The organism is Aureivirga sp. CE67 (assembly GCF_015767245.1).
Lineage (GTDB): Bacteria > Bacteroidota > Bacteroidia > Flavobacteriales > Flavobacteriaceae > Aureivirga.
In genome coordinates, this window is the sequence record NZ_JADOTV010000001.1 from 1 (window position 1) to 19,806 (window position 19,806).

Annotated in this window: 13 protein-coding genes and 2 tRNA genes; 9 read left to right on the forward strand and 6 right to left on the reverse strand. The window is 30.4% G+C overall.

Annotated elements, in window-relative coordinates; genetic code table 11:
- Positions 1 to 198: 198 nt before the first annotated feature.
- The 3 genes from I0K12_RS00005 (at position 199) to I0K12_RS00015 (ending at position 2,936) form a co-directional block, all read left to right on the forward strand.
- Positions 199 to 328: transfer RNA gene (locus tag I0K12_RS00005), tRNA-OTHER, on the forward strand.
- 73 nt (positions 329 to 401) lie between these two features.
- Positions 402 to 518: transfer RNA gene (locus I0K12_RS00010), tRNA-Glu, on the forward strand.
- 165 nt (positions 519 to 683) lie between these two features.
- On the forward strand, positions 684 to 2,936 hold the full coding sequence (locus I0K12_RS00015; RefSeq protein ID WP_196884848.1) for a hypothetical protein: 2,253 nt from the start codon (positions 684 to 686) through the stop codon (positions 2,934 to 2,936).
- A gap of 217 nt (positions 2,937 to 3,153) precedes the next feature.
- Here I0K12_RS00015 and I0K12_RS00020 read toward each other — a convergent pair whose 3' ends face one another.
- Both I0K12_RS00020 and I0K12_RS00025 read right to left on the reverse strand, forming a co-directional pair.
- Entirely contained in the window at positions 3,154 to 3,921 is a 768-nt protein-coding gene (locus I0K12_RS00020; protein WP_196884849.1) for a hypothetical protein, read from the reverse strand.
- A gap of 107 nt (positions 3,922 to 4,028) precedes the next feature.
- Positions 4,029 to 5,102 (reverse strand): AAA family ATPase, encoded by a 1,074-nt coding sequence (locus I0K12_RS00025; protein WP_196884850.1) that lies wholly within the window; start codon positions 5,100 to 5,102, stop codon positions 4,029 to 4,031.
- A gap of 86 nt (positions 5,103 to 5,188) precedes the next feature.
- Here I0K12_RS00025 and I0K12_RS00030 point away from each other — a divergent pair, with 86 nt between their 5' ends.
- The 5 genes from I0K12_RS00030 to I0K12_RS00050 all read left to right on the forward strand — a co-directional run bounded on the left by I0K12_RS00030 (position 5,189) and on the right by I0K12_RS00050 (position 11,461).
- Entirely contained in the window at positions 5,189 to 5,605 is a 417-nt protein-coding gene (locus I0K12_RS00030; RefSeq protein ID WP_196884851.1) for a DUF1801 domain-containing protein, read from the forward strand.
- Positions 5,606 to 6,435: 830 nt separating this feature from the next.
- Positions 6,436 to 7,530, forward strand: coding sequence for a slipin family protein (locus I0K12_RS00035; protein WP_196884852.1), 1,095 nt, complete (start codon positions 6,436 to 6,438; stop codon positions 7,528 to 7,530).
- Positions 7,527 to 8,915, forward strand: a complete 1,389-nt coding sequence (locus I0K12_RS00040; RefSeq protein WP_196884853.1) for an RtcB family protein — start codon at positions 7,527 to 7,529, stop codon at positions 8,913 to 8,915. Before I0K12_RS00035 ends, I0K12_RS00040 begins: the two co-directional genes overlap by 4 nt.
- Positions 8,916 to 9,017: 102 nt before the next feature.
- Positions 9,018 to 9,770: a hypothetical protein gene (locus I0K12_RS00045; protein ID WP_196884854.1), complete on the forward strand. Its 753-nt coding sequence runs from the start codon at positions 9,018 to 9,020 to the stop codon at positions 9,768 to 9,770.
- A 275-nt stretch (positions 9,771 to 10,045) separates the two neighbouring features.
- Positions 10,046 to 11,461: an L-serine ammonia-lyase gene (locus I0K12_RS00050; RefSeq protein ID WP_196884855.1), complete on the forward strand. Its 1,416-nt coding sequence runs from the start codon at positions 10,046 to 10,048 to the stop codon at positions 11,459 to 11,461.
- 91 nt (positions 11,462 to 11,552) lie between these two features.
- On the opposite strand, the gene I0K12_RS00055 is transcribed toward I0K12_RS00050, so the two are convergent.
- The 4 genes from I0K12_RS00055 to gyrA form a co-directional block, all read right to left on the reverse strand.
- On the reverse strand, positions 11,553 to 11,942 hold the full coding sequence (locus I0K12_RS00055) for a hypothetical protein (protein WP_196884856.1): 390 nt from the start codon (positions 11,940 to 11,942) through the stop codon (positions 11,553 to 11,555).
- 149 nt (positions 11,943 to 12,091) lie between these two features.
- A complete protein-coding gene (locus I0K12_RS00060) occupies positions 12,092 to 12,943 on the reverse strand; it encodes a GNAT family N-acetyltransferase (RefSeq protein WP_196884857.1) in 852 nt (283 codons plus the stop codon).
- 122 nt (positions 12,944 to 13,065) lie between these two features.
- Complete coding sequence (locus I0K12_RS00065; RefSeq protein ID WP_196884858.1) at positions 13,066 to 14,340, reverse strand: tetratricopeptide repeat protein; 1,275 nt, start codon at positions 14,338 to 14,340, stop codon at positions 13,066 to 13,068.
- Positions 14,341 to 14,359: 19 nt separating this feature from the next.
- Positions 14,360 to 16,870, reverse strand: coding sequence for a DNA gyrase subunit A (gene gyrA, locus I0K12_RS00070; RefSeq protein WP_196884859.1), 2,511 nt, complete (start codon positions 16,868 to 16,870; stop codon positions 14,360 to 14,362).
- A 352-nt stretch (positions 16,871 to 17,222) separates the two neighbouring features.
- Here gyrA and I0K12_RS00075 point away from each other — a divergent pair, with 352 nt between their 5' ends.
- Positions 17,223 to 19,763 carry an ATP-dependent Clp protease ATP-binding subunit gene (locus I0K12_RS00075; RefSeq protein ID WP_196884860.1) on the forward strand — a complete coding sequence of 847 codons (2,541 nt, stop codon included), beginning with the start codon at positions 17,223 to 17,225 and terminating at the stop codon, positions 19,761 to 19,763.
- Positions 19,764 to 19,806 lie beyond the last annotated feature (43 nt).

A 19,806-nucleotide genomic window follows, 5' to 3' on the forward strand; every position in this document is an offset into this window, starting at 1 on the left:
TTAATTTACTACAAAGATCAAAAGAAAAATTGAATTTTAAGCAAATAAGAACAAAGTTAGCTTATAATAAAGATGAGTTGAATAAGATTTTTAAATCAAATTTATTTTTATGAAAAAGCCGTGTTGGTCCATAGAAATTTACTTCAAATGATATTAATTTATCATATTCACACTAAAATTTCTAGATTACCAATTTTTGAAACAGTGGTGTAATGGTAACACTCGGTGCAGATAATAATTATTTGATTATCAGATTTTGGTTAAAAATAATTTATTTCAAATCTAAAACAGGTTCACTGCGTTGTTGGTTCGAATCCAACCTGTTTCTCTAAAAAAAGGACAATTTTATGTTAATCAAAAAACTAGGGAAATTACATAAACGATTACCTTTTTTATTTATTGGGGCAGTAGTTCAGAGGTAGAACGCATTATAATTTTAAGATTTCCTTTTAGGACAATTATAATTTATTTCTTGCCTTTCACGCATGAGGTCGTGGGTTCGAGTCCCACCTGCTCCACAATTTTAGTCAATAACTACTTATTTCTAGTCTTCGGACATTTTATTTGGGATAAAAAATAGTTGTTAGATTACTAATTTTCTTATTTGTTTTATGGGAGTTTTATTTAGAACACACCCCTCACCCCTCTCAAGAGGGGAATGAATAAGTTTAAAAAAAGAAAAAATGCAAAAAGAAATTTTAAAAATCGCTATTCAAAATGGAGCATTGTATGTTCCTAGTTTTGAAAAATTAGATTCTTATGAAATTCAAGAGTCTACTTTGAACTTTTTATTCAACATCAAAAAGCTTGGTTTTTTGTTAGAAGAAAATGCTTTGCATGCAATTCAAACATTGAACCCTACACAAAAGCTGGAAATTTATGAAGTTTTACAAGAAATTACAGGTGTAAAAAAGAATTGGACACCCTTAATCAATAAATGGAAAATTTCGGTTCGTGTTGGTTTTTCGGATTATTTAAAAACTTTTTTAAATCAATTTTCTAAAAACAAAACTGGTGTACAAATGCCTTGTGGACATCTGATTCCAGAAGGAGCTTTTGAGCTGGAAAGATATAATGGTTGCCCATATTGTGGAACTCCATTTGAATTTGATTCTTTAAAATTAGAAGGAAAAGGAAGTCAGTTGAAAAGTCTGATTTTATGGACAGAACAAGATGCTGAAAATTATTTTCATTCTTTATTAAAATCAAAAGTTCCATTGGATGCAACACAGGTTTGGCAGTTAAAAACACTGTTGAATTATTTTGAAATCCCAAAAAATATAGAGATTTCTATGAAAGAAACTTCCATGTTGGTTGTGGGAAAATATTTCGAAAAAGATGATTTAGAAGCTGTGGCGAAATTGCTAAAAAACCCAAATGATTTGATGCGTTATTTATGGTATCAGCACACTGGATTTTTGCAAATTGTACAACCAAAAGTGATTTTGAAAAGAAAGATGCGAAATATGGTTTATTCTCCACATTCGCAAGAAGTTCTTTTGAAAGAATATAAAAAAGAATTGCACCTAAAATATAGCAGAACCGAAGCTCGAAAAATAGCTTTTCTTTTTAATCAGTTTGAAGGAAATGTGCAGAAAATCTGTGAAAACATGCATCCAAAAAGAGAAATGTGGGTTCGCTTTATAAGAGCTTTACGTTTTTCTGAGTTTGCAAAACAAAAAGGTTTTGAAAAATTAGCTAAGGTTTTAGATACTTTTTATAAAAAAGAATATGTTGTTTTTGAAGGAAATGTGCAGCATTATAAATTGAAGTCTGACGCAAAAAATACATTTCGTTTATTGAAACAAAGACCAGGATTATTTGCTCGTTCTTTATTCTCAAACATGCTTTGGTTTGGAGCCGAAGAAACGATCAAACATTTCAAGGAAATTGCTGATATGTTACCAATTCGCTTGATTTTCACTCTGAATATGTATAGCGAATATTATTTTGATAAAAACGGAACAAGACAAGTGCAACCTTTAGGTGGCGTTTCGAAAAATGTGCCGAAAAATAAATTTTTAAAGTTATATGATGATAAAACTCTGGAAGGAATGCAAAAAGCAATTCAAGAAATGAGTTTGGAAATCATGGCGAATCGTTTTGCGAAAATGCCAAAAAATGGAGAAACTATTTATATCAGCAACCATTTAAAATTTGCACCAATTCCAGTTGGAGATCGTTCGGAAACTGTGCAAGAATTACCAAGTGCTTTGATGGGAACTCGTTTTCCTGTACATGGAAACACAGTTCGTTTGTTTATGCAATGGGGAGAAGGTTTGCCAGCACAACATCTGGATATGGATTTGAGTTGTAGAGTGATTTATTCTTATAAAACAGAACGTTGTTCTTATTCTAATTTGACAATTCATGGTTGTCAGCATTCTGGAGATATTCAGCAAATTCCGAATAAAATTGGAACTGCAGAATATATCGAAATTGATGTTCCTAGCTTACAAAAAGCAAATGCAGAATATGTGGTTTTCACTTGTAATGCTTTTACTGATGGTGCTTTAAATCCAAACATGAAAGTTGGTTGGATGAATAGCAATTCTCCAATGAAAGTATCAAATTCGGGAGTTGCTTATGATCCTTCGGCTGTGCAACATCAGGTTTCGATTACACAAAGTATTACCAAAGGTTTGGTTTTTGGAGTTTTGGATGTACAAAAAAAAGAAATTGTTTGGTTAGAAATGCCTTTTCAAGGACAAGTTGTGCAACAATTAGATCATACAGGAATTCATGCTTTATTAAATAAATTGAATAGCAAATTGACTCTTGGAGGTTTACTAGAATTAAAAGCAACAATTCAGAACCAAACTATTGTAGATTCTCCTGAAGATGCAGATGAAGTTTATGATGCTATTTGGGGAAGAGATTTAAGCAAAGTTCATGAGTTTTTGTTTGAAGATGTTGAGGAAATTATAGAATTGTAGAAAGGGGAAAAAGTCTTGACTTTAGGGTTGGGGCTTTTTTGAGGAATTTAATAACAATTATATTTACAATAAAACACATCTAATTAAATACAACAAACTCTTCATGGCTTTGAACTTATAAATAATTAAAAAAATAATAAACACCTCTATGAAGCATTTATTATTTTTCTCAAAGTTCTTTTTAATTCCTCGATTTCTTCTTCTGTTATTTCTTTTTTTATTTTTTTAATTTCGATAAATTATTCTTTAATTCTCTTTTTTTTTGCCTAAGAACATATTTTGCATCCTCTTTTGAAAGCTTTCTTTTTCTTTTTGGAAATTCAATATCTCCTTTTACTAAAAAAGTGTTTTCAGCTATTTTTTTTCCATTAACAATATCGTACAACTTGAAAGTATTAATAACTAACCCTTTTTTAATACTATCTCCAATCATTTTAGGTTCTATTTTATAAATATCTATAGAAGTCAATAGATATTTTTTTTTCAACGAATATTCTTTATTCCTATTGAACTTTTCAATAATACTATTTTTGTAAGAAAAATTTATTTGTTCGGGATAATACTCATATAAGATTTCTTTATCTTTATAAAACTTCAAATAATTTCTCACACAAATATCATCTATATAAAAAGAAAATAAAGTTGTATCTTGTGGTAGAATATTTTCAATATTATACTTATTTTGAATAAAAATAATTTCGTCTTTTTGAATATTTCTTACTTTTTCAGACCAAAAACCATTTTCAGAAATAACTTGATTTTTATTTAAGTATTCCGAAACACTAATTGTATCAACTATTATATTTACATTAAAATCCTCTTTTATAATATCTAAGGGTAAGTTTTTTTCTAAATAAGATTTCAAATCGACTTCATTTGCATAATAAAGACTATCTACAAACTCTTTTTTTGAATACAGAACTTCTTTTTCATTAGAACAGCCTATAAGTAATAAATAGACTAAACTTAATATTAACTTTTTCATTTTTTTTAATTATTTTAATCATGCACAAAAATGTTAAATTTAATAGTTCTGTAAAAATATTTTTAATCAATTATTATAGAAAATATAAAGAAGAGAAATAGGGTTAATTAAAACCCTATTTTTATTTTTTCTGTTTGTTGAAAATTCTTTTTTGTATAGTTGAAAATCTCTGCCAAAGTAAGTTCTTCATTGATCGATTCACTATCTAATTCTTCCAATAAATTATTCGTTTTTTCTACAGATAATTTCTTGAAATCATAATAAGCAATCATTCTTCCTTTTCGTAAAAGTGCTTTATCGATTTTATCCAACTCAGAATTGAAAGTACAAATAATTCGAATGTTTAAATAATCACTGAAAAGTCCATCTGTCAATTGTAAAATTGTAGAAACAACTGAATTTTTACCAGAATGTTCTCGTTTCATTATTACTTTCTCAGCATCTTCAATAATCAAAATTGCATTTTTATGATCGATTAGAAATGAAATAAAACCTGGTTTTAAAAGTTCTGTCACAAAATCATTTTGAATAAAGATAAAACTCAAATCATCAAATTTTGAAATCAAACTTTTGATATAAGTTGTTTTTCCAGTTCCAGGTAAACCATGAAGGAGAATTAATCCAGAACTTTTACTTTCAAAAGATTTACTTATAGTTTCATGAACATCTTTAAAATCTTCGTTATAATTCTTTTCAATATCTAAATCAATAAATTCTGTTTTGACTTCTTGTGTTGAAAATCCGTTTGTACTACTTGTTAAAACTTCAAATGAAGGAGCAGGCTTTTCTGCTAATTTGGTTCTTAGTTCATGATTTTTATTCAGAATCCATTTTTCTGTTTCTTGATCTTCACTGTGATAATAAAAATTGACTTTCAATTTTGCATAATCTATAGTAACACTAACCAGAAGTTCTTTTGTTTTACTTGAAAATAAATAATCAAAAACATAATCATCTTCAATTTTTGCATCTTGTTTATCTTCTGTATTCCAATTTTTATACAAAATTTCAAAATCCTTTAAATCTAATATTTCAAGACCTTTTTCCATGTTTTCTTTTGATTCTTCCAAAGGAATAGAACAACTCAAATTTGAAGGAATTTTATCGTAAATAAAAGTAAATAATGGTGTGTGTTCAACATAATCATTATAAGATGTGTAGATATCAAATAAATTCTTCATATAATTTTTATTTTTATAATCGCAATTTAGAATAAAAAATGAATATGTATCAATTTCAGATTGCTATTTAAAACAAAAGAATCAAAATGCACAAAATAAATCCAAATTTCCAAACCAAACTCCAATCCTACCCTCCTATTTTTAGACTAAAATTAGAGTATTTAAAAAAATTAGTACTTGAAACAGCAGAAGAAAATAAAGAAATTGGAAAAGTAGAAATGACTTTAAAATGGGGAGAACCAAGTTTTATTACTAAAAACGGAAGTACATTACGCATGGATTGGAAAGAAAAAAATCCGAATCAATATGCTATGTATTTTCAATGTTCTACAAGTTTGGTTCGTACTTTTAAAGCAGTTTTTGGAGAGAAATTTACTTATGAAGGAAATCGAGCAATCATTTTTCAGATGGATGAAAAAATTCCAACCGAAGAATTGAAAGAATGTATCAAAGCTACTTTGAATTATCATAAGGTAAAACATTTACCTACTTTGGGGATTTAATATTTAGTTAAAACTTTTACAAATATTTTTTAGACCAAAAAACAGCTTCATTCATAAAAAAAATCCACTTTTTTTCAAAAAAACATTTACTACGCAAAAAGACTGCATACTTACATTTCATCTTTGCAATGTAATTATGAGAGACATATAAAATCTTATAATTCAAGTCGAATATGAAGGGAAATTTTGCTATTCTCTGAAAAAGAAAAAAATTCATGTGTGCTATTATTTAGGCTGATGATAATAGTACACTAATTAAAAAGATCATTGAGTTATTTTAAAAATATTGAAAATTAAACGTAAAGTATTAGGAAGTTTCAGTATAGCTTCACAGTATACAGGTTCTTAATCGCAGTATATTCTGAATATTTTATGTTTCACTTTGGATCTGTAGGTTGTAGGTTCGAATCCTACTCATTTTTTAATGATAGTTCAATTGGATAGAACGACAGTTTTTATTTTTTTCGGTTCAATTCCGAAACTTCACCTGTCATGTGAATGGTCTGGTTAGACATGTACTTTACAAGTACTCTTTTAATTTAAGTGAGTTATTTTCATTAATAATAGATTTTTCATTTTGAAAAGTCACTTGGACATTCTTCGAAAATTCAGGATACCGAAAAAAATGATTTAAATGCTCTTTTGACACGATTTTCTATCAAAAAGAAAGAAAAACAACTCAAAAAGACCATTTAAGGAGATTTTTTACTTAATGAATATTCCAAAAATGCAGATTGTTTTCGGATAATCTTCTAAGATTATTCTTGAAAATAACTTTTTTTCAAAAAATAACATCAAAAACAAATTGTTAAATAATTAAAACAAAAAAAATGAAAAGGTTAGTCGTAAATGCGGGAGAAATTGCTATGAGTTTTAGTCACGGAAATGTAGAAGATATCTACGAAACCGGAACTTATTGGGTTGGTTTTAGAAAAGAAATAAAGATGTATAGTCTTTTACATTCTTTCACACCACCAGTAGCTCTAGAACTTTTGAAGAAAAATGAAGATTTTCTTCGTTTAGCAAAAATTATAGATGTAAATGACAATGAAATATGTTTACACTATAGGAATGGAAAATTTCAAAGCATCTTACGAGCTGGCGAATATGTTTTTTGGAATGGTATTAATGAAGATACTTTCCAAAAAATAGATTTTACAAATTATGAAATCGGTGATTCGATCTCTGACGAGATTATTTCAAAATATGAGTTTGCTTCTTTTGTAAAAAGATTTGATATTCAACCTTATGAAAAGGGAATATTACTTGTAAATTCAAAATTTGAAAAATGGTTGGATCCTGGATTTTATCGTTTTTGGAAAAATGCCACAAAGATTGAAGTTTTGAAAGTAGATTTAAGAGAGAAGCAGTTGGAGGTTGTTGGTCAAGAAATATTGACACAAGACAAAGCTAATCTGCGAATCAATTTTGTGATGAATTTCAAGGTGGAAGATGTGTATAAAGTAACTTTTGAAATAAAAGATTATGAAAAACAACTTTATTTAATGGGACAAATGCTTTTGAGAAATGTAGTTTCAGAACATTCTTTTGATAAATTATTAGAAGATAAAAATGAAATTGCAGATGCTGTTTTTAATGAATTCAAAGAAAAAGCTAAAAGCATTGGTGTAAAATTAATTAGTTGTGGAATCAAAGACATTATTCTTCCTGGAGATATCAAAGAAATAATGAATCAAGTATTGGTGGCACAGAAAAAAGCACAAGCAAATGTTATCATGCGTCGTGAAGAGACAGCTTCTACAAGAAGTTTGTTAAACACCGCAAAACTTATGGAAAATAACGAAATGTTATTAAAACTGAAAGAAATGGAATACGTAGAAAAAATTACGGAAAAAGTAGAGACAATTTCTCTTTCAGGAGGCACACAGATTGCCGAGCAACTCAAAAATTTATTTGTAAAATGAAACTTACTGGACAAGACATATTAAAACTAGGATATAAACAAGGAAAAGAAATCGGATTAGCATTAAAAATCGCTGAAACTTATCCTGAAAAAAAACAAAAACAAGCAAAACGAGATTTGAAAAAGGTGTTGAAAGCACCGATGAATTATCTCCGAAAAGAACCATTTGCAGAATTGGCAAAAGAATTGGTTTCCCCTTCTCTAAAAGAAGCAATTGTTCCATTGTTGGATGAAAAGATTGCATATAAAACCTTTGGAAAAGTACAAATCGAGCAAGGAGCAATCGACCAAATGGAAACAGCGATGAAACTTCCAGTTTCAAAAGCCGGAGCTTTGATGCCTGATGCACATCAAGGTTATGGTTTACCAATTGGAGGAGTTTTAGCAACAGAAAATGCCATTATTCCTTATGCAGTTGGTGTGGATATCGGTTGTCGAATGTGTATGAGTATTTACGATTTACCCGTTTCGATGCTTCGAGAGGAGAAACGAATGTTCAAAGATCTGTTGAATGTTAATACTCGTTTTGGAAGAGAATCTTTTGAAAATTCAATGGATCATGAGATTTTAGAACATCAAACTTTTCAGGATATTGCAATTGTTAAAACTTTAAAAGATCGTGCTGCAAAACAAATTGGAAGTTCTGGTGGAGGAAATCATTTTGTAGAATTCGGAATTGTAGAAATCACTGACGAAAACAACGAATTTGATCTTCCTACTGGGAAATATCTAGGATTGCTTTCGCATTCTGGTTCTCGAGGTATGGGAGCTTTTATTGCAAAACATTATACAAATCTAGCAATGCAAAATTGTAAACTTCCAAAAGAAGCAAAACATTTGGCTTGGTTAGATATGAATAAGCAAGAAGGACAAGAATACTGGTTGGCAATGAATTTAGCTGGAGATTATGCTTCTGCTTGTCATCATCAGATTCATGAGCGAATGGAAAAAAGTTTGCAAGCTACGACTTTAGCAATGGTGGAAAATCATCATAATTTCGCTTGGAAAGAAATGGATCAGTTCGGAAATGAGCGAATCGTTCACCGAAAAGGAGCAACTCCAGCAGGAAAAGGAGTTCTTGGAGTAATTCCAGGTTCGATGACTGATCCAGGATTTATCGTTCGAGGAAAAGGAAGTATTCTTTCACTAAATTCGGCTTCGCACGGTGCTGGTAGAAAGATGTCTCGTCGAAAAGCCGAAAGCATGCTGCAAAAAAAAGATGTGAAAAAATTCTTGAAACATCATGGTGTAGAAGTTATCGGTTCTGGTCTTGATGAAGCTCCGATGGCTTATAAAGACATCAATGAAGTGATGAATTATCAAAGTGATTTGGTGGATGTAATCGGAACATTTCAGCCTAAAATTGTAAGAATGTCAAAGGATTAATTTTAAAATTTAATAGTAAAGCAAGAAGAGAAATTTTCTTGCTTTTTTTTATTTTTTATTGAATACTTTTATTTATAATTGCAAAAAAAATTAACATTTGTTATGATTATATTCAACATTCAAGCAGCAATTCTTGGTGCTATCATTGCTATTATTATTTATCTTATAAGTTTTATTTATCCTGAAATCACTTCCATAAAAGGTACTCCTTTCTGGTTAATTTGTTTTGTGACCGCTTCTCTTGGTGAGTTTATCAAAATTAAAGCAAAATTATTTTGGCTTCCAGCTTGGCTTATCACCTTTCTTGGTTTAGCTATTTCGTCCTATTTTGATATACAAGATGATATCTTTCCAACTTTCTTGATTCTAGGACTTATTTTTTCTGCATTACCTATTTATTTGGCAAAATCAAATTTTCAAAAAAAATGGAATAATGCTCAAAAAAGTTTAGAAATTTTAAAATCGAAAGAAATCACTGAATTTGATTCTAAAGAGTATTACACTCTTTTACTTGATGCTCTTTTTATTTCAGAATTTGCCGATGAAAATAATGTCCATGAACATATTATGTTTCAGTTATTCATCAAAACTTGGTTGAAAAATAAAAATGTTCAAAACCATTATTTTGATTTTCTAAACTACTTGAGTTTAAATATTCCAAAAGAAGATTTTGATAAGAAATTTAAATTATTCCAACATTATTTATCAATTATAAATGCTAAAGAAACTGTTTATTTTAACGATTACATGTTTATGGAAATGGCAGTCTATTTTAAAGATTGGATTTGGTTCAAAAACCCAACGAATAAAACTACTATAAAAGAAGAAAATTTAAAATTCAGAACAGTAGAATAAGGCTGCATCCCTATCGGGTCGTGCTATCCGTTACAAGTTCGCAGCAAAAAACCTTGTATTTCTAAAGAATCCGTGGGCTTCCGTTGGTCGCCTCCTTTTCTTAAGAACTACAAGGTTTTCTGCTTTACGAGCTTTCCACTTCTATCACTTGCAGAAGTAAATTACTAATCCTGAAGCTTTTCATAAAAATTATTAAAAAAGATTCTACAGCAAAAAAACAACACAATTTTATCAGATTAATATTGTAATTTCGCATCAGTAAAATTTATTTTTAAATGAATAGTATAAGTGTTTTCGATATGCTAAAGATCGGTGTTGGACCTTCCAGCTCCCATACTTTAGGACCTTGGAGAGCATCTGAGCGATGGATAAAAGAACTAAAAGAAGAAAATCATTTTGATAAAGTAAAAAATATCAAAGTTGATTTATATGGTTCCCTTTCTCTTACTGGTAAAGGTCACGCTACAGATATTGCTGTAATTTTAGGACTTTTTGGTGCTGACCCAGAATATTTTGATACCACCAAAATAGAAAGTACCATCGAAGAAATCAATGAAACCAAAACATTAGATTTCAACAATGAATTGAAAGTAAATTTTGATCCAGAATCAGATATTACTTTTCATAAAACATTCTTACCATTTCATTCAAATGGTCTGACTTATACTGCAACTTTAGAAGATAATTCAGAAATTACAAGTACCTTCTACTCTATCGGTGGAGGATTTATTTGTAAAGAAAATGACGGAGATTCAGATATTGAAGAAACGAAAAAACTTCCTTATCCGATTAATTCTTCCAAAGATCTTTTAGCACATTGTGAAAGAGAAAACAAACAAGTTTATGAAATTGTTCTTGAAAACGAAAAAACTTGGCGTGATGAAGAAGAAATTTATCATCAGTTAGATCGTGTATGGAACACAATGCTAGAATGTGCCTACCTTGGTTGCCAAACTGAAGGACATCTACCAGGAGGATTAAATGTACGAAGAAGAGCTTATGATTTACATAAGTCTTTAATTAAGAAAAATGAATATACAAAAGATACTTGGGTAGAAACAATCCGAAAAATGGATGTAAAATTCCATAAAATCTTCAAATGGATTAGCTGTTTTGCTTTAAGTGTAAACGAAGTAAATGCATCTTTAGGAAGAGTTGTAACAGCACCAACAAACGGAAGTGCTGGAGTAATTCCTGCTGTATTGATGTATTATCAATGTTTTGTAAACAAATTTGCAACAAAAAAAGAAATCCGTAGATTCTTGATGGTTGCTGGAGAAATCGGGTGTATTTTCAAGAAAAATGCAACTATCTCTGCCGCAATGGGAGGATGTCAAGCAGAAATCGGAGTTTCTTCTGCAATGGCAGCTGGAGCTTTAACAGAATTATTAGGTGGAACTCCCGAACAAGTAACTATCGCTGCAGAAATTGCGATGGAACATCATTTAGGATTAACATGTGATCCGATTGGAGGTTTGGTACAAATTCCTTGTATTGAAAGAAATTCAATGGGAGCAATTAAAGCAATTCATGCTGCGGAATTAGCTTTGGAAAGTAATGCAAATCATGCGAAAGTAACCTTGGATGAAGTAATTCAGACTATGTGGGAAACTGCACAAGATATGAATATAAAATATAAAGAAACATCTACTGGAGGTTTAGCTGTATCAGTTAATGCGGTAGATTGTTAAAAAATAAAAAAACAAAACTAGTAGTAGGTAATCATCTTATGGCAAAAGAATTTACAGCTTCAATCTGCTAGTTTTGTTTGTAATATTATCCCTATTTAGCTTTTTTCTTTCTGACAATTGTTTTCTTTACGTCTTTCCAATATTGCATAATTATAAATGAAGTAACTACTGCAGAAGCCATACCTTCAAAGAATACTGCAAAAACTGCCATAGGAGCTGTTAAATTATCACCCCACACAAACGATGTTTCTAAAACTTTGATAAAAGAAGGTGAAATAAATTGTAAATATATCGCCAACGAAACAGTAGAAAGTATTACCGATAAACTTGCTGTTGATAGTGAAATCGACATGTTTTGGAAATAATCATGTTCGCCATTTACATTTACATTTTTACGAATAGCACCATTTACTCCCCACAAAACAAAAACGAAGTTTAGTAATCTTAACTCAACAACATCATCCAATCCCAGTAATTTCATTACTAAAAAATAAACAATGATACATACGTATATTTTTAAAGTCTGTGTCCATATTATTTTTGAAGCTGTCATAATCGTAAATATTTTTTAGAGTTAACTTTATTCAAATTACTAAAAATTCTATTTCCTTTAAATCATTTATCTTTTTTTTAACCTAATTCCAAGGAAGTTACACCATAAATTTTATCAATTGGCAAATCCGGAATTCCGTTTTTATACATACGAACTGTTCTTGAAACTTCTTTCATTTGGTACTTTTCCACTAAACTTTTAGACTCAAAATTTGGTTCTGGAATATCAATAAATATGTCTGAAAATTCATCAGCATAAGAAAAAGCAGCTTTTAATAATTCTTCGGCATAGCCTAATTTCTCCGAGAAAAGTGGGCCAATTTTATAACCATTATCACATTTTCTGATAGTAATAAACCCTTTGACTTTATATCCTTCTAAAAAAACAAAGCTTTTAGCATCTTTTAATTTTATCCATTCTTTTAAAAATTTTTTTCTCCTAGATGGAAAAAATTTAGAATCGAAAGTATATAGTTTTCCAAAAGAAATTTTAGAAGCCTTTTTAATTTTTTTAGTATAATCCGATTTAAAATTATTATGAATTACATAACGAACATTTGTGTATGCAGATGCAAAACCACTTTCGTGATAATTTTCTTCTCTTTGTGTAACACCATCTAAGCCAATAATATCAGTTCCTAGATAATGCATTCCATGATTCCATAGCTTTTTTCCTAATCCTTTATCTCTATATTCTTGTTTAACAATAAAACATCCTAAAAAACCGAATTTATCTTTATACTTAACAGCTGAAAAACTTCCAATCAATTCATCTTCATTATATATACCGAAAAAACCTTTTTTATCTGTTTTAAAAAAAGCTTTCATATCATATTTCCCAGGGTTCCAACCTTCCTCTTTTATAAATTCATAAACATGTTTTAAATCTTTCCTTTTGATATGTTTTACTTTATAATCTTGAATTTCCATATTAACTTCTAATTCTTATCTTCTTTAAATTAGTTATATTTTTTTGAAAATCACTCATATAAAGACATAAAAAAAGAGTTACAAAAACTGTAACTCTTTTTTTAATTTATTTTAAAACAATATTATTGACCAACCATTGCATCAACTTTTGCTTTAACTTCTTTTTGTTTATCATACATTTCTAATTGACCATAGATTCCATAAAGTAAATTCCCAACAGATTCATTTGGTTTTAATTGAAATGCTTTTTCAAACGATGGTAAAGCCTTTTTATAAAGATCCATTTGTTTAGCTTGTAAAGCATCGTATTTATCGAAATTATTTAAATTTTCGTTCATTTCTTTAACAATTGCCTTCTCTTCTTCTAAGATAGCAACACCGATGTTATTATAAGCTTCAGCATAATTAGGATCAATTTCTGTAGCCTTTTCAAAATAGCTTATTGCACCTTCAACATCTCCTTGATCTAAAGTAACAACTCCTACATTGTAGTATAAAGTTGCATTATCTGGAGCTAATTCGATCGCTTTTTGTTGAAGATTTTTAAACATTTCCTTATCTCCTAATGCATAGTGAACACTAGCTTCAGTTAATAATAAATCGTAATTCTTTGGTTCTTCTTCTCTCTGCTTTTTAATTAACTCTAAAGCTTTTTCGTACTGTTCTAGAGCAATATATGCATTAGACATTGTTTTCACAATTCCACTTCTTCTTGAAGGCTCAACAACTACTTGTGGATCTTTAACTAACCCTAACTTAACTTGTGTATCCATAGCCTTCTTACTAGCATGAGGAATTTCCTTTCCAGTAGATATATCTTTAGACTTATAAGTTGTTTTAATTCCAGTATATCCTGTATCTAATAACTCTTGGTATTTATCGATAGCACCTTTATAATCTTTTGCAAAGAATAAACTTAAAGCAGCATTATCTAAATATGCTGTATCGGTAGGTTGTAATTTATATACTTGATAAAAATTCATTGCAGCTTCAGTATAATCTTTAGGAGATTTAGAATCTTTAGCCGCATTCCATTTTAATCTTGCTTCTTTATCAAATTTTCCAACTAAAGCTGATACATTTTTTTTAGCCTCAGAAGTATATTTTTTTGATTTAGTTTCTTTTTCGTATTTTAATAATTTGTTGAAAAATTCACTTGCTTGAACGTCTTCTCCTTTACCTAAATAAGCTTTTCCCATATTTAAATAATATTTACCTAAATATTTGTTTTCACCTGTTTGATCAATAAGAGCTTTTGCTTCTTTTAAGTTTTCAATGGCTCTATCATAACTTTCAGCTTTTAAAGATTTTTCAGCTAATTTAATCTCTTTCTTTTGAGAAAAAGCTACTGTTCCAACTAATAGAGCAGCAGATAATACGATTACCTTTTTTTTCATCTTGGGTTTAGTCTATTTATTATTGATTGTTATTTTCTTCACCGTTTAGCTCAATATTTGTGCCAACTTCTTCATTATCATTTTCTTCTTCCTCTTCATGCATCACTTTTGCTACTGCAGCAATAGAGTCTTTCTGTTTGATATTAATCAATTTAACTCCTTGTGTTGCTCTTCCCATTACACGCAAATCAGCAATTGCCAATCGGATTGTAATTCCAGATTTGTTGATAATCATTAAATCATCTTCATCCGTAACATTCTTAATAGCTACTAATTCACCTGTTTTTTCAGTAATGTTAATTGTTTTAACACCTTTACCTCCACGGTTTGTAACACGATAATCTTCTAAACTTGAACGCTTTCCATATCCTTTTTCAGAAACAACAAGAATATTACTTTCCATATCATCTACAGAAACCATTCCGATTACCTCATCTGATTCTGAAGCTAAAGTAATTCCTCGTACTCCTGAAGCATTTCTACCCATCGGACGAGTTTTGTTTTCTTCAAATCGAATACATTTTCCTGAACGTAAAGCTAATAATACCTGGCTATCTCCAGTTGTTAATTTTGCTTCTAATAACTCATCTCCTTCACGAATTGTAATAGCATTAATACCATTCGTTCTCGGACGAGAGTATTGCTCTAATGAAGTCTTTTTTACAACACCTTTCTTTGTTGCCATAATCACATAGTGATTATTGATATAATCTGCATCTCTTAAGTCTTCCGTTACTAAGAATGCTTTTACTTTATCATCTGGCTCAATGTTGATTAAATTCTGAATTGCTCTTCCTTTAGAAGTTTTATTTCCTTCAGGAATTTCAAATACACGCATCCAGAATACTTTCCCTTTTTGAGTGAAGAACAACATGTATTGGTGGTTTGTTCCAACAAATAAATGTTCTAAGAAATCTTTATCTCTTGTAGCAACACCTTTTTGTCCTCTTCCTCCTCTATTTTGAACTTTATATTCGTCTAAATTCGTACGTTTTACATATCCTGCATGAGAAATAGTTACAACTACTTTCGTATTAGGAATCATATCCTCAATACTCATATCTCCTCCAGCATACTCAATTACAGATCTTCTTTCATCACCATATTTTTCTTTAATAGCGATTGTTTCTTCTTTAATGATTGACATTCTTCTAGTCTCATCACCTAAGATATCTTTTAAATCTGCAATCTTAGCCATAACCTCATCAAACTCTGCTCTTAACTTGTCTTGTTCTAGACCTGTTAATTGTCTTAATCGCATTTCTACGATAGCTTTTGCTTGGATTTCAGTTAATTCAAAACGTGTAATTAATCCTTGTCTTGCTTCATCTGCGTTTTTAGACCCTCTGATTAATTTAATTACCTCATCGATATTATCACTGGCAATAATTAATCCTTCTAAAATATGTGCTCTTGCTTCTGCTTTTTTAAGCTCATATTCTGTTCTTCTAACAACAACTTCATGACGGTGCTCCACAAAATATTTAATCATATCTTTCAGATTCAATAATTGTGGTCTTCCTTTAACAAGTGCAATATTATTTACACTAAATGAAGTTTGAAGGGCAGTATATTTGAATAATTTATTTAAAACTACATTCGCAACAGCATCACGTTTTAAAACATAAACGATACGCATTCCTGTTCTATCCGACTCGTCACGAATACTTGCAATTCCGTCTAATTTTTTATCGTTAACTAAATCAGCTGTTTTCTTAATCATTTCAGCTTTGTTAACTTGGAAAGGAATTTCAGTAACAATGATACATTCTCTACCGTTTACTTCCTCGAAAGAAGTTTTTGCACGCATCACAATTCGTCCACGTCCAGTTTGGAATGCTTGTTTTACTCCTTCGTATCCATAAATAACTCCACCTGTTGGGAAATCTGGAGCTTTTACATGCTTCATTAATTCCTCAACTTCAATTGCATTATCATCGATATAAGCGATAATTCCATCTGAAACCTCTGAAAGATTATGAGGAGCCATATTTGTAGCCATACCTACAGCAATTCCTGAAGCTCCATTTACTAATAAGTTTGGAATTCTTGTTGGTAAAACCGTTGGTTCTTGTAAACTATCATCAAAGTTTAGTTTATGGTCTACAGTCTCTTTATCGATATCAGAAAGCATTTCTTCAGAAAATTTCTGCATTCGCACCTCTGTATAACGCATCGCAGCAGGACTGTCACCATCAACAGAACCGAAGTTACCCTGACCATCGACCATCATATATCGAACGCTCCAATCTTGAGCCATACGTACCATTGCATCATACACTGAAGTATCTCCATGTGGGTGATATTTCCCCAGTACTTCTCCAACTACTCTGGCAGATTTTTTATAAGCTCCTGTAGATTTTATACCTAATTCATGCATCCCAAACAGCACCCTTCTGTGTACTGGTTTTAATCCATCTCTTACATCAGGTAACGCCCTCGAAACAATAACCGACATTGAATAATCAATGTAAGCCGATTTCATTTCGTCTTCTATATTGATAGGAATCAGTTTTTCTCCGTCTGACATATTATATATTTATTTTATTTAAATGAGTCTTTTTTCAACAGAGCAAGATACATTATTTATAGGTTTTAACACCAATTTTAACACAACTTTTTTTAGGTAGTTATTAACATTTTTTCTATTTTTAGAAAAGACAATCTGTCATATTAATTATTGGAACAAAATTTGAGCAATCACTAGCAAGTTCATCTTATTATTTTTTGAAATTTGATATAAATAAATCCCTGATTTATCCGTTTAAATTATTAAATTATACCAATTTTAAGAATAGTCGTTTTTTTCTGAATTAATTTTTAAGATAAAACGACAAGATTGACAAAAATTTTCTACTAACTTTACGATGTAAAAAAAAAATATGGACGACAATTTTTCACCAAAAGTAAAAGACGTGATCGCTTACAGTAAAGAAGAAGCTTTGCGTCTAGGACATGACTTTGTAGGAACCGAGCATCTAGTGTTAGGAATACTTAGAAAAGGAGAAGGTAAAGCTATCGAGATATTAAACGCATTAGATATAAATTTAGATCATTTAAGAAAAAAAGTGGAGGAATTAACTCCAAGAAACTTCTCAAATGTGAACTCTGAAAAAAGTAGTATTCACTTAACTAGGCAGTCTGAAAAAGCACTAAAAACAACTTTTTTAGAAGCTAAAGTACACCAGAGCCCTTCGGTGAATACTGGACATTTATTATTATGTATTTTAAGAAATGAAAATGATCCTACAACAAAACTTCTACACAAGTTTGAAATAAACTATGAGGAAGCTAAGATTATTTTCAAAGAACTTGTAGAAGACGAGCAAGAAGATATCACAGATTCTCCTGTTTCTGAAACTCCTAATGACGATGATTTTGATGATTTAAAGTCAAGTCCTTTTAACCAACCTAAAAGTAATAAACCAGTGCGAAAGACAAAAACTCCTGTCTTAGACAATTTTGGTCGAGATTTAACTTTACTTGCAGAAGAAGGAAAATTAGATCAGGTTGTTGGAAGACAAAACGAAATAGAACGTGTTTCTCAAATTTTGAGTAGACGAAAGAAAAACAATCCGATGTTGATTGGAGAACCTGGTGTAGGTAAATCAGCCATTGCTGAAGGTTTAGCGCTTCGAATTGTACAAAGAAAAGTTTCTAGAATTCTTTTTGACAAAAGAATCGTTTCTCTTGATTTAGCTAGCCTTGTTGCTGGAACAAAATACAGAGGACAGTTCGAAGAAAGAATGAAAGCTCTGATGAATGAACTAGAAAAGAATGATGATATTATCCTTTTCATCGATGAAATTCATACAATTGTTGGAGCTGGAGGAGCTACGGGTTCTCTAGATGCTTCAAATATGTTGAAACCTGCTTTAGCACGTGGAGAAATTCAATGTATTGGTGCTACGACTCTTGATGAATACCGTCAAAATATTGAGAAAGATGGAGCTTTAGAACGTCGTTTTCAAAAAGTACTTGTAGAACCTACTTCTGTTGAAGAAACTATTCAGATTCTACATAACATCAAAGATAAATACGAAAATCATCATAATGTAAATTATACTGAAAAAGCAATTGAAGCTTGTGTTCGCTTAACAAATCGATACATGACGGATCGTTTTCTTCCGGACAAAGCTATTGATGCTTTAGACGAAGCTGGTTCTAGAATTCACATTACAAATATTGTAGTACCTAAAGATATTCTTGAGATAGAAGCACAATTAGAAGATATTAAAGAAAAGAAAACTGCTGCTGTAACTGGTCAAAAATATGAAGAAGCTGCAAAACTTCGTGATGATGAAAAACGTTTAGAGTCTGCACTTCAATTGGCACAAGCACAATGGGAAGAAGCCTCAAAATTAAATAGAGAAACTGTAACTGAAGATAATGTTGCAGAAGTTGTTTCTATGATGACTGGAGTTCCTGTAAACAGAGTTGCTGAAGCAGAAACAAAAAGATTAAAAGAACTTCCTGAATTAATTAAAGGAAAAGTTATTGGACAAGATGAAGCTGTAAAGAAAGTTGTAAAAGCTATTCAGCGTAATCGTGTTGGACTTAAAGATCCTAACAAACCAATTGGTTCTTTTATTTTCCTTGGTCAAACTGGAGTTGGTAAAACACAATTAGCTAAAATTCTTGCTACAGAATTATTTGATTCAGCTGAAGCTCTAGTTCGTATTGACATGAGTGAATACATGGAGAAATTTGCTGTTTCTCGTTTAATTGGAGCACCTCCTGGTTACGTTGGATATGAAGAAGGTGGACAATTAACGGAAAGAATTCGCCGTAAACCTTATGCTGTTGTTCTTTTAGATGAGATTGAAAAAGCACATCCAGATGTATTCAATATGTTACTTCAAATTTTAGATGATGGACATATTACAGATAGTCTTGGTAGAAAAATTGATTTTAGAAATACAATTATCATCATGACTTCTAATATTGGTTCTCGTCAATTAAAAGACTTTGGTTCTGGTGTTGGATTTGGAACTGCTTCGAAAAAAGAACAAGCAGATCAGAATGCGAAATTGATGATTGAAAATGCATTGAAAAAATCATTTGCTCCAGAATTCTTAAACAGAATTGACGATGTAATTGTATTCAATGCTCTAGAATTAGAAGATATTCATAAGATTATTGATATCGAATTGGATAAACTTTATAAAAGAATTGAAAAACTTGGTTATAAACTTATTCTTAAAGATAAAGCGAAAAACTTTATTGCAGAGAAAGGTTTCGACAAACAATATGGAGCTCGTCCTCTGAAAAGAGCAATTCAAAAATACATTGAAGATGCATTAGCTGAAGAAATAGTCTCAGCGAACTTGAAAGAAGGAGATGAAATATTGATGGATTTTGATAAAAAAGAAGAGAAAATCAAAATCACTATTGAAAAGCCTAAAAAAGCAAAATCAGAATAAAATAAAAAGCCCTCATTTTTGAGGGTTTTTTTGTATCTTAAAG